This window comes from Paenibacillus graminis (assembly GCF_000758705.1).
Lineage (GTDB): Bacteria > Bacillota > Bacilli > Paenibacillales > Paenibacillaceae > Paenibacillus_AQ > Paenibacillus_AQ graminis.
In genome coordinates, this window is the sequence record NZ_CP009287.1 from 345674 (window position 1) to 357472 (window position 11799).

Genomic DNA, 11799 nt, shown 5'->3' on the forward strand with positions numbered 1-11799 from the left:
CCCTGTTTCTATTCTAATAGAAGAGGGTGTTAATGTGCGAATGATTAAAAAAACAGCTGTACTGCTTACCCTGTTATGTGTGCTGATGACGGTTCTGATGCCGGGCGGGCGCATAGTATCCGCTGATCCTCCAAGTAAGTCGGGAGTGGGCCGGGAGATCTCAAAGACCGCGAAATCCGAAGACTTGGTTACCCCTCCGGATTTCGAAGCCCCGCTTCCGTTGACCGCTACAACCGCCACCTGTGAGTGTGAGCCTTCGGGCTTGCTGTGGCAGGTGGGCGAACCGGACAATAGCTCGGCCGAATTTACAGTGTACAATAATGTGTACAGCAACCTTACCCTGCCTCTCCCCGCTGACAGCTGGAATACGGTATCCAAAGGAATGAAGGCCGATGTCAATCCAGCGATGAGCCTTACGTTTGATTTGACGGCGGTTCCCCAGTATGGAGTGGAGTTCAGCTTCAAGGTGATTGACGCAAGCACAGCAATTCCCCAGCTTGCCGTATTCACAAATGGTCTGATGAGCGGGCTCATTCAAATCACAGGTCTGAATAACGGAGAAGCCTCCCTGGAGAATACCTGGAAGCAAACCTACAGGCTGTATATCCCGAAAGAACAGCTGCACACGGGTCAAAATGAGCTTGAACTAGTGGTTGACCGCGGTTTGTATGCGGACCCGCAGGCACCAGGCTATGACGGTGACCGGTATTTATGGTTCGAGTGGGACTATTTCAAGCTGAAATCCCGGCATCAGCAGGCTGATGAGCCGATACATGGACGGTACGTGCATCTGGGAACCACACTGGCGGCAGCAACCTTCAAATATGACGAGAATGCGATACGCCATCTGGCGCCGATGACCAAATGGATGGGCATCGCCTACAGCGGCAATTGGATGCGGGCCTCCTTCTGGTCGGATACGAGCGCAGGCTGGGATCCGCAGGGCCGGAACTATCTGGAGACGCTGCGTGATCTGAATCTGGAACCCATGGTGAATATCATCGGGGGCAATTGGAAGAACAATGCCGATCTGGTGGGCGGAACGATCAGCACGGCACTGAGGAGCTATTACTCCGCGTTTGTCAGCAAATTCGGGGATTTGTACCAGTATGCGGAATCGGGCAACGAGCCCGGCTTGTTCAGGTGGTCCCAGCAGTCTGTGCTGGCAATCCATGAGCTGATGGATCAGGAACGTCAGACCAACAACCAGCCCTATCTCAAGATTGTGGCACCGGGCTGGGCCTATTGGCCGTACAACGGAATTCCTGACGGGTGGGAGCGGGACGCTGCCCAGCGCGAAGAAATTGAAGCGCTTTCAGATGTGACAAACGGACACAGCTATGGCGGAACCGGCGTCCAGCCGCTGCCGGGCGGCAGCCTGTACGAGAATCTGCAGGTGTACGGCGAAGCGGATGAGGGCTTTGGCAAAGAGATGGCGATGAGTGAAACCGGCAGCAACGACAATCATTCCGACAATACGAAATACGGCACATATGCCTACAGGTTCGCATCGGCATTTGACCGGGAGCTGCGGGGCGATATCGGCTATGTCGACCATATTATGCAGCATGCAGCCTTCTTCAATGACGGGACGGAGTTCGGGTTGTTCGATTCCGGCATCAACTGGAATACACACCGCTTCGAGGATACGGCGGCTGTAGCGGCCAATAGCAACGAACCGGGGGAGACGCGGCTGAAGACATTCCGCAGGCTTGCCGCCGCGTATGCCACCCATGGGCGCCCGCTCAGCTACGAGATTATGAATCCATCTGACCTGAGCGGAAAAAAAGCGTATTTCCGCGCGGTCGACACCTCGGCGCTGGATACTTCGGAGATCGGGGCATCGGCAGATAAGATCCTGCTGAATTTTGTGAACTTTGAGACGCAGCCTGTGACGATGCAGGTGCGGGTCACGATGCCAGAGGGCGGGGAATACGCCGGAGAGCGGTTCGGCCCGGGCGACACCTATGCCGCCGCCCACTCCAATCTCCAGCTTACGGCAACGCCGGATCTTACGCTTACAGTAACCCTCGGCGCAGGCGAAACCGTGCAGTATATTCTGGATGAACGGGAGACAGAATCGCCTGCCGCTCCAACCAGTCCGGCAGCGGTGGCGGTGAGCCACGAACAGGTGAAGGTGACCTGGAATGCCGCAACGGACAACGACAGTGTTGTGAGTTACAATGTGTACCGGGACGGCGGGACAGAACCGGTAATGACGATTCCGGGGCGGATTACCTTCTATAATGACTACACCGTAGCTCCTGAGACGTCATACAGCTATAGGGTTCAGGCGGTGGATGATTCCGGCAATGTCTCCCCCTTAACTGCAGCCGTATCTGCAACCACACTGCCGATGCCGATCACGCCGCATGTGGCGGGAGACCCGACCAAATTTGAGGCAGAAGCGACTTCCTTTGCCCCGCCGCTCAAAATCGGCTACTACAGCATCGCTTCCGGGGGAAGAGTAGTGGAGCAGACCCATGCCGGAGGTTTGACAGTTCAAGGGTTCTATTCGGAGAACGGCGGAAGTTACACTTTAACAATTGCATACGCTTCCAATCAGGAATCGAAGAAAAATATCCTGATCAACGGCAAAAAACAATCGACCGTAACCCTGCCTTCCACCGGAAGCTGGACCTCTAACTTTACCGCGAAACAGTACGGCATTACACTCCAGCCGGGGTATAACATGATCAGCTTCACCTCTGCCGGGAACGGCGCAAATCTTGATTACTTCAAGCTTGAGGAAGGGGCTTATGTTCCTGTCTCGGCCTGGTATCCCGTGGAGCACGATCACCCTTATATCGACTATACCGGCTTCACGACAGCTTCCAATAGTGTATCTCACGTGACCTATGCGCCTGACGCCACAGCGATGTTTAATTTCAAAGGCATCGGGGTCCGCTGGAGATCCGATGTCAAAAGTGATATGGGCAGCGCCGATGTCTACGTCGACGGGCAGTATAAGGAGACGGTAGTTATTCCCCAGGCTGGTCTTGAGGGAGATAACAAAATTGTCTATGAGCTTACCGGTCTGGAGTATGGCCTGCACCGGATTGAGATCAAAGGGACTAACGGGCTGGTGATGGTCCATGGGTTCGAGTTTGAGAGCTATGAATCCACACTTCCTGCCCCGCTTCCGGACCTGACCGTTACAGATATCGGCTGGAACATCGTTAATAGCGACGGCACTCCATCTTCGCACACCACTCCGCAGCTTGGTGATTCCTTAATTTTCTGGGCTAAGGTAAAAAACATTGGAGTGCGCCCAACGCCGCTGAACACCTCTACAGGACTTGGTCAAATAACAGGCGGCGCTTTTTCCGTCAATGGCGGAGTGGTCTCGTGGACGGATACGAACAACACCGTGATCCAGCCGGGAGAAGAGATTACCCTGACCGCCAACAGCAGTGCCCAAGGCACGCCAAGGTGGACAGTTCCCACCATCGGCGAATTCACCATCGGCTTCTTCGTGAACGATATCTGGCGGTATGAGGAGATGAACAAGGAGAACAATAAATGGAGTGAGACGCTGAGCATCGGTTTGGACTGAGTGAGCTTGGGTCTGAAGCGCATAAGTCTGCAATAGCGTCCCGCCGCCCTGTGAAGTGTGGCGGCGGGGATTTACATAGGGGACAGTCAACGGATGGCGTTTCCCCATTCTAATGTGTTTCCTGCAACAGAATTTGATCCCAAGGGGTCAAAATTGGATTTGATTGCACTTTGTGCAGCAGTTTTGGGCAGCGAAAGCTTCCCGTGCCTTTACAATTTGGTGGGGAGCGCTCTCCGCACACAGCAAGCCCGGGAGCACAACGCCCCCGCCCCTGCCAGCCATCCGGGTGTCCAGAGGGCCGGGGCCCTTGGAGTCCCCCTTGGCTAAGGGGGATTCAGGGGGATCGAAAATCCAATAGGATTTCGAACTTTTATTATAGATGACCTTATTTAGTCACTGCCGTCTTCCGGCTACACTTAAGACAGTGAAGAGATGCCGCACTGCATGATCTGAGTATGGAGATGTCTGGTCTTTTTCTGAAAGGGTTAGGGGCAGCGCAGCGTACCCTTGTTTTTTGCAGCAGGCGGACAACAGCCAAAGCGTCCCCGCAGGGGTGAAGCGCTCTCCGCACACAGCAGCCGGGAGCACAACACCCCCGCCCCCGCCAGCTATCCGGGTGTCCAGAGGGCCGGGGCCCTTGGGGTCCCCCTTGGCTAAGGGGGATTTAGGGGGATCGAAATGCCTTTAGGGGGATCGAAAACTTATCGGGAGGAAATCACACATGCAAAGGGCGCTGACAAGGGAAGAGCAGGATTGGATAGAGCATACGCTCGCGTCCATGAGCCTGCGGGAAAAGATTGGGCAAACGATGCAGGATCATGCGGGTCGGCTGCCCTTCAAGGGCAATGACGAGGCGGCGCTTGCGGCATATTTGAAAACGTATCCGGTAGGCAGCTTTTTTATCGGCGGAGAGGTCATTCAGAAGGCAGCGGGCAAGGCAGAGGAGTACCGGGATTGGGCGGAGCAGCTGCAGCGGATCAGCAAATATCCGCTGCTGTTCTCCGGTGATCTGGAGTTCGGCGCGGGGTCGGCGGTGAAGAGCCTGACCGCGTTCCCGCCGCTCCTTGGGCTCGCTGCTGCCGACGATGAGGCTCTGGCCTATGAATACGGCAAATTTACAGCAATGGAAGGGCGGGCTGCGGGTTTCACCTGGGCGCTGGCACCCGGCACAGATCTTTTGCTGAACTGGATGAATCCTGTAATTACCACGCGCTGCCTGGGGGATGACGCCAAACGGGCGGCCAGACTGGCGGGCGCAGTCATGCGGGGGATGCAGGACCATGGCCTGGCGGCATGTGCCAAGCATTTTCCGGGAGACGGGGTGGACTATCGGGACCAGCATATTGTCACCACTATTAACGGCTTGTCTGAGGAAGAGTGGTTCGCCACTTACGGGCAAGTGTCGCAGCATATGATCGATCAGGGTGTCCTGTCGTATATGACCGGACATATTGCCCTTCCTTGGCTGGAAGGGAATGTGCAGGGAGAGATTCCTGTGCCGGCAACGGTGTCGGCGCGCATTACCACGGAGCTGCTGCGGGGGCGTATGGGTTTTGAGGGCGTGGTGCTGTCAGATGCGCTGGACATGGGCGGATTCCTGGCCTGGGGCGGTTATGAGAAGCGGATGGTGGACTGCTTCAACAGCGGAACGGATGTGCTGCTGTGGCCGGGTGTGGATTATTTCGAGGTTATGGAGCAGGCAGTCAGGGAAGGGACCGTCCGTATGGAAAGGCTGGATGCCAGTGTCCGCCGGGTGCTGGAGCTGAAGGCCCTGCTTGGGGTACACCGGGTGGATCAGAAAGGCCGGGACCCGCAAGCGGTTCCGCTGCTGAACGACCGGTTGCCGCCGAAGCTTGACCTGGAAGCCAGACAGCTGAGCCGGACGATTGCGGAGCGCTGCATTACACTTGTCCGCAATCGTGGCGATATCCTGCCGCTTAACCCGCAGACCACCCGCCGGGTGCTGGTGATTCTGCTGAACAAGGTGACGGAAGGCCGCAAGTATGAGCGGATGAATGTCTTTGTGGAGCTATTACGGGCGAGAGGGTTACAGGTGGATATCCTCGATGAATTTGAGCCGCTGAGCACACTGCGCAAATGGGAGCTGTCGGGGATTCGCTGGGATGCTGCGTTTGCGCCTTATTTTCTGCCACTGCACGGCATGATGAATACAGCCCGGCCGGTGGGCGAGGCGGCCAAAGCGATCTGGGCGATGCAGCATGCGGAGACCATCCGTCCGATTGGAATTTCTTTTGCCACGCCATATTTGCTGCAGGATATGCCGTTTCTGGATGCGCTAATTAATGCCTATTCACTGCATGAAGAGACGGTGGAGCTTACGGTTAAAGCGCTGTTCGGAGAGGTGCCCTTTCAGGGGCAGTCTCCGGTGAAGGCGGACCCGCAGGACGGTTCTTTGGATTTAAGGGGGCTTCATCATCATGAACACTGAGCGGAAGCTTGCGGAGACGCTGGATGTAATGTTTCAATACATGATTTTGGAGGAGCATAAGGGACACTGGGGAATGGACATCGATCACTGGGATTGGGTGCCGGGGGTCGGCGTGATTTCGTTGATGGAGTACGGCACAGCCAGCGGACGGAGGGAAGTTCTGGATTATCTGCTGCAGTGGGTGAACCGTAATAAGCACAAGGCCGAAGGGGCAAAAGTGATCAATTCATTGGCACCCTTTGCGCTTTTTCCAGAGCTGTACCGCCAGACAAAGGACCCATGGTTTCTGCAAAAGGCCATGTCCACCGCCGATTGGATGCTGAACACTGCTCCGGTCACGCGTGAAGGCGCATTGGAGCATACCGTAACAGAAAATGTGGATTTCCCGGAGCAGGTATGGGCGGATACAGTCTATATGGCTGTTTTGTTCCTGGCGCGCCTGGGTGGACTGACTGGAGAATCCAGGCTGGCGGATGCTGCAGTCCAACAGGCGCTGCTGCATCTGCAATTGCTGCAGGACCCGGAGTCGGGACTGTTGTACCACGGCTGGAACAGCCGGGAGAAGAATCATATGTCGGCTGTCCATTGGGCGCGTGCCAATGCATGGATTACCCTGACGGTTCCCCAGATCATAGCGGAGGTTAGAGGTTTGGCTGCAATACCGGAAGAGCTGCGGAGCCGGTACTGCTCGCTTGCCGCAGGCCTGCGGTCCTGCCAGGCGGGGAATGGGTTATGGCATACGGTTTTGAACAGACCGGATTTTGTTCAGGAGACTTCAGGCAGTGCGGGAATAGCCTGCGGGTTCTTCAAAGGCGTGGAGCAGGGCCTGCTGGATTCCTCTTTTCTGGAGGGTGCCCGGCAAACCGTTCAAGGCATTCTTCCGCTCATCGCGGAGAACGGAGAAGTGCAAGGGGTGTCCGGCGGGACGCCTGTCATGCCCTCGGCAGATGCTTACAATACCATCGAAACCTACCCTACGCTGTATGGACAGGGGCTGGTGATGCAGCTGTTCACGCACGCGCCGGATCTGTTATCGGGTACACATCCGGCATGGAAAGTGTGATTTGAGTCTGAGTCCCCTTACCTTGAGGAAAGGAAGATCATCGTGAAGAAAACGGCCGAACAGCTAAATAAGCATGAAGCCATAGATCATCAGCGGATGCTGATCCGCAAAATACAGTCGCTCGGTTCCCGCTATAACCCGGAGCTCCGCATGCTTCAGTCGCCGTTCAGCAGTCCGGGTTATCATACCGCGCTGCGGGATGTCGAATTCATCCATTCCACCCGGGATTCGCTCTCGTATGCGCTCGGACTGCTGGATACGGAGCTTGCAGAGTTTGAGCTGCGGGCCTTCGAGATTATCGGCCAGGTGGTGTCTCTTCAGGATACTGACCGCAGTCAGGATACCTTTGGGATCTGGTCCTGGTTCTACGAAGAACCGCTGGCACAAATGGCGCCGCCCGACTGGAACTGGGCGGACTTCTGCGGCAGCCGCCTGGTTCAGGCCCTCAAGCGCCATGGGAACAGGTTCCCCGAGGCTCTGCGCAAGGCCGTTGCCGATTCCATTGGCTATGCCTGCGAGGCCATTATCAAACGGAATGTCGGGCCGGATTACACTAATATTGCGATTCTGGGGGCCTTCGTTACGAGAATTGCAGGAGAGCAGCTGGAGCGTAGGGATTTCGCGGACTATGGATTAAAGCGTCTGCAGAAGCTGTATGAGTATACGATGAAACGCGGTGCCTTTCAGGAATACAACAGCCCGGTCTATACGTATATCGCCATCCTGGAGTTGTCCAAGCTGCATTCCGAAACCATGGACGACAAGGTGCGCGGGCTCACCAGAGAGTTGATTGATCTTACCTGGAGGACGGTGGCCGGTTATTACCACCCGGCGACCAGGCAGTGGTCCGGCCCTCATTCCCGCTCCTATGAGACACTCTTGAATAAGCAAAGCAAGGCTTTTTTGCAGGTTGCCACCCGGGGTGCAGTGATGTTTTTTGGCTGGGAAGAGCTGCCGTACGAAGAAGAATGGTACAAAAGCGGCTTCGAATGTCCGGCAACCTGCCTGGAGGCCTTCCGCGTTCCGCGTACACAAGAAATCAGGCAGCTCTATGCAGGAGATGAGACGGATGGCACCGGCAACTGGGCCGTTACTTATATGACCCCCCAGATCAGCATCGGGTCTTTTACAAATAGTGATCTGTGGAATCAGAGGCGGCCGCTGCTGGTCTATGCGGATAACAACGGCCTCCCTGCTTATATACAGCTCCGCTGCCTGCACGATGGCTATGACTTTTGCTCGGCCCGCTTCAAGTCGAAGCAGGAACAGGGGCAGGTGCTGTTCGGCATTGACTTCATCACAGACGGGGGGGATACCCATCCCAATCTGGATCTTACAGGCGGCGCAATCGAGGCTGGAGATTTACGGCTGCGGCTGGAAATTGGAGGCCAGCTCGAGGGAGTGGTTGCCGAGTCTACGGAAGCAGGGGCTTCCATTCGGATCGGAGAGGCGCACTGTGTGCTCACGACATGGTTTGCGGCGTTTACCGGGCACGCAGGTAGGGGCCGTGACTGGACCTGGGAGGTTCAGGAGACGGGGGACCGGATTCTGGTGGAACTGATTCTGTACACCGGCCCGCGCAAACGCATAGACCTTCATGCCCTTCAGCAAGCGGCAATGGTTTTTTCTCTGGATATGGAGCAGGCGCCGGGAGGCCCCGGTCCGCAAATAGAGGTGACAGAGGGCAAGCTGCGGGTGAGCGCCAGCGGGGAAGAGGCGGAAGCCTTCTCGCTTCGTCTGCGTCCTGGTCAAGCGGAGTAGAACTGCTGCCGCGTGCAGTCGTCGCAAAAAGAATAAAGCAGTAAAAGAAGGCCGGGAGTTCCCCCGGCCTTCTTTGCTGCTTCCAGATAGATGGACAAGTATAAATTTGGGCCGGGGCAACGGGGGATTCAAGCGTGCTCTCTCCACTTATTCATTCTCTAATAAGAACACAGAAGAGGAAGAGGGATGATGGGAGCATTAATAGAAAGTGAGGTGGAATTAGTACACTTAAATGGACGCATGAGCTTCTTTTAGAACGGTTAGTGGGAAAAAGTAAAGTTAATTTAAGTGGATTCCCCTCAAAGGGCACGGTTCGCTAGGATTAAATATCCTTTTTCCAACTAACGCTAGAATAGAAGTGGCATGGGGAGGAATTAAGTGTACTTTTTCCAATTGGGCTTGCCGTCAGGTCCCAGAATTGTGGAAAGTCTGGAGGGCCTTAGGCTCAGGTGGCGAGACCAACTACGTGACAGTGAGAGTCCACTACACGGTCACCAGGTAAAACAGAACCTATAGTCCATAACGGCTGCGCGTCCAGTGAAGGACGGCGCAACCCGTGTGTTCATTCTGTTCTCCCCTACTGAGAGATCACAACAAAATCGCTTTTGAACCGCTCATAATCGGCGGCCCGGCATTCCAGCTTCAGGCGTGTGCCTTGTTCTTCATAGCTGATCTCCTGCACATCGGCATGGTCATTGAAGTAGGAAACCACGCTGCCGCGGTCGAACGGCACCAGTATTTCGCACTTGATATAATCATTGAAGACATGCTGCCGGACCAGGCCGATCAGCTCGGCGATTCCGCGTTCCTGCTTAGCGGAGAGGGTGACGGTATTCTCCTTTACTACAGGATAAGGCAATTCCGTCAGGTCAGCTTTGTTATAAGCCTTAATGGCCGGGATTCCGTCCGCGCCCAGAGCCTTCAGGGTCTCCTCCGTAACAGCGATGTGCTGGCTGACCTGCGGATCGGAAATATCGGCTACATGAATCAGCAGGTCAGCCTCGGTAACTTCTTCGAGCGTAGAGCGGAACGCCTTGACCAGATGATGGGGCAGCTGGCTGACAAAACCGACCGTGTCGGTCAATAAAAAGGTTTTACGGTCAGGAAGCTCAATGCTGCGCACTGAGGTTTCCAATGTGGCGAACAGCATATCCTTGGCCAGTACCCCTTTTTGAGATCCGGGATGGTAGGTTTCCATTATGGTGTTCATTAAGCTGGACTTGCCGGTATTGGTATAGCCGACGAGACAGACCACAGGCACCTCGTTTTTGCGCCGCTGCTTGCGCTGGACCTGCCGCCGGGCTACTTGAGTCTGCAGCTCCAGCTGCAGCGCCGTGATGCGTTCCTCAATCCTGCGCCGGTCCAGCTCCAGCTTGGTTTCCCCGGCGCCGCGATTTTTCAGTCCAGCTCCGCCGCCTTGTCTGCCGAGGGACTCGCGCATTCCGGTCAGCCGGGGGAGCATGTACTGCAGCTGTGCCACCTCCACCTGGAGCTGGGCCTCCTTGGTCTTCGCACGTTCGGCAAATATATTCAGAATCAGCACGGTCCGGTCAATGACCTGACGGTCCAGCGCCGATTCCAGATTGCGGATCTGGGAAGGGGAAAGCTCATCATTAAAAATAACAATCGGCGCCTCCAGTGCTTCCAACAGGGCTTCCAGCTCCCCGATTTTGCCTGTACCGATATAATGCGACGGGTTAATGCGGCTGGATTTCTGGGTCAGCTCTCCGGCCACCTCAAGCTCACAGGCGGCCGCCAGATTGCGCAGCTCTTCCATGGAATAAGCGAAATCCTTGTCATTCTGCAGCTGAACACCAACAATCACTGCCTTTTGCTGTGCGGTTTCCATATATTCATTCAACCTCCATTAGTAAAATTGGACATAAAAAAGCACAGGCGGTCTGCCTGTGCTAACAGTATCAATAGAGGACAACAGAATAGGGCTGCCGGGGGAATCTGCATTCCCCCAGTCCCTTCGCCGGCATTTCCATAGCAACAATGAATGTATGCCAAAATACAGCAGCCCTGCAGAACAGCAGCTGTTACGCCTGCCTGCGGGAGGGTTCATTGTTATTGCCGAATGGAGCTGCGAATATTCCTAAAGGCCGAGGCCGGCGGGCCCGATTTGTCCGCCGGACGGGTGGTTCAAGCTATGGGCTGCCTTCAAAAATAGATAGACCTATCCTGAGTCCTCTGCACGGGGCAGAGCTTTAGCGCTATACAATTAGCTTAGCCGCGTAAAGTGCGAATCCGGATATAGTCTATCACACGCAACCCTCCGTTCTTAAAAAGTTACGTTGATTTTAACACATCTGCGTAGGTGCTGGCAACTTGCTCCATTTCAGGAACCGCCGGAATGCCCTGCCGTGCTGCCAATCTGCCGTTTTATCTAGAAACTTCCAAATCGTGCCGCATACGATATAAGAACGGCATTACTAGAAGGAGGAAGGACTGTGCCTTATTTAACGACTAATACATTAACAAGCAGACCCACCAAGGGACTGGGTGCCATTAGCCAAGTAATAATTAAAGCAGTCAATAACGGATCGTCCAAAGCTGTGGTGTATATAACAGGCCTGAATAATGATGTAACCCCGGAAACGCTGTTTGCCCAGGAATTATTTGAAGTGAATTACCGGGAAGTAGTAACCAAAACCTATAACATCACCCAGACTTACTTTCAGTTCAATGCCGTATATTCCCAGGAGCTGCTGCAGATCCAGATTTTCCTTGTGGATAGTGCAGGTGTCTTGTCGCCGGTTACGCAGAAGCAGCTTGAAGTCAGCCGGATCACCTCGGAATTCCGGGAAAATGTCGCTGTCACAACGTCCGACTTTGCCCTTATCAGCTTCCGCAGAAATGCTGCAGTCGTAATTCCGGAGGCTGCTGCTGCTGAAATCAAGCCGGACAGCAGCTTTTGTACAATCTGACGGATGAAATCATCACGCTGGTCGTCAGCTCGCTTGCGGG

At 55.0% G+C, this 11799-nt stretch carries 6 protein-coding genes; 5 read left to right on the forward strand and 1 reads right to left on the reverse strand.

Going from position 1 to position 11799, the window contains the following annotated elements; translation table 11 throughout:
• Window positions 1-40 precede the first annotated feature (40 nt).
• The 4 genes from PGRAT_RS31400 (at window position 41) to PGRAT_RS01575 (ending at window position 8829) form a co-directional block, all read left to right on the forward strand.
• Window positions 41-3556 carry a carbohydrate-binding domain-containing protein gene (locus PGRAT_RS31400; protein ID WP_052415680.1) on the forward strand — a complete coding sequence of 1172 codons (3516 nt, stop codon included), beginning with the start codon at window positions 41-43 and terminating at the stop codon, window positions 3554-3556.
• Between the two features lie 721 nt (window positions 3557-4277).
• Window positions 4278-6005 (forward strand): glycoside hydrolase family 3 protein, encoded by a 1728-nt coding sequence (locus tag PGRAT_RS01565; RefSeq protein WP_025703845.1) that lies wholly within the window; start codon window positions 4278-4280, stop codon window positions 6003-6005.
• Complete coding sequence (locus PGRAT_RS01570; RefSeq protein ID WP_025703844.1) at window positions 5995-7068, forward strand: glycoside hydrolase family 88/105 protein; 1074 nt, start codon at window positions 5995-5997, stop codon at window positions 7066-7068. The genes PGRAT_RS01565 and PGRAT_RS01570 overlap by 11 nt, the downstream gene beginning before the upstream one ends.
• A 42-nt stretch (window positions 7069-7110) precedes the next feature.
• Complete coding sequence (locus PGRAT_RS01575) at window positions 7111-8829, forward strand: DUF8769 domain-containing protein (protein ID WP_025703843.1); 1719 nt, start codon at window positions 7111-7113, stop codon at window positions 8827-8829.
• A 577-nt stretch (window positions 8830-9406) separates the two neighbouring features.
• On the opposite strand, the gene hflX is transcribed toward PGRAT_RS01575, so the two are convergent.
• Window positions 9407-10678, reverse strand: coding sequence for a GTPase HflX (gene hflX / locus PGRAT_RS01580; RefSeq protein ID WP_025703842.1), 1272 nt, complete (start codon window positions 10676-10678; stop codon window positions 9407-9409).
• Window positions 10679-11282: 604 nt separating this feature from the next.
• Between hflX and PGRAT_RS01585 the strand changes: the two genes are divergently transcribed.
• Entirely contained in the window at window positions 11283-11759 is a 477-nt protein-coding gene (locus PGRAT_RS01585; RefSeq protein ID WP_025703841.1) for a hypothetical protein, read from the forward strand.
• Window positions 11760-11799 lie beyond the last annotated feature (40 nt).

Bases quoted from the DNA above. Each gene is read 5' to 3' on its own strand.
- PGRAT_RS01565 (WP_025703845.1), top strand. From the start codon at position 4,278: ATGCAAAGGGCGCTGACAAGGGAAGAGCAGGATTGGATAGAGCATACG.
- PGRAT_RS01570 (WP_025703844.1), top strand. From the start codon at position 5,995: ATGAACACTGAGCGGAAGCTTGCGGAGACGCTGGATGTAATGTTTCAA.
- hflX (WP_025703842.1), bottom strand. From the start codon at position 10,678: ATGGAAACCGCACAGCAAAAGGCAGTGATTGTTGGTGTTCAGCTGCAG.
- PGRAT_RS31400 (WP_052415680.1), top strand. From the start codon at position 41: ATGATTAAAAAAACAGCTGTACTGCTTACCCTGTTATGTGTGCTGATG.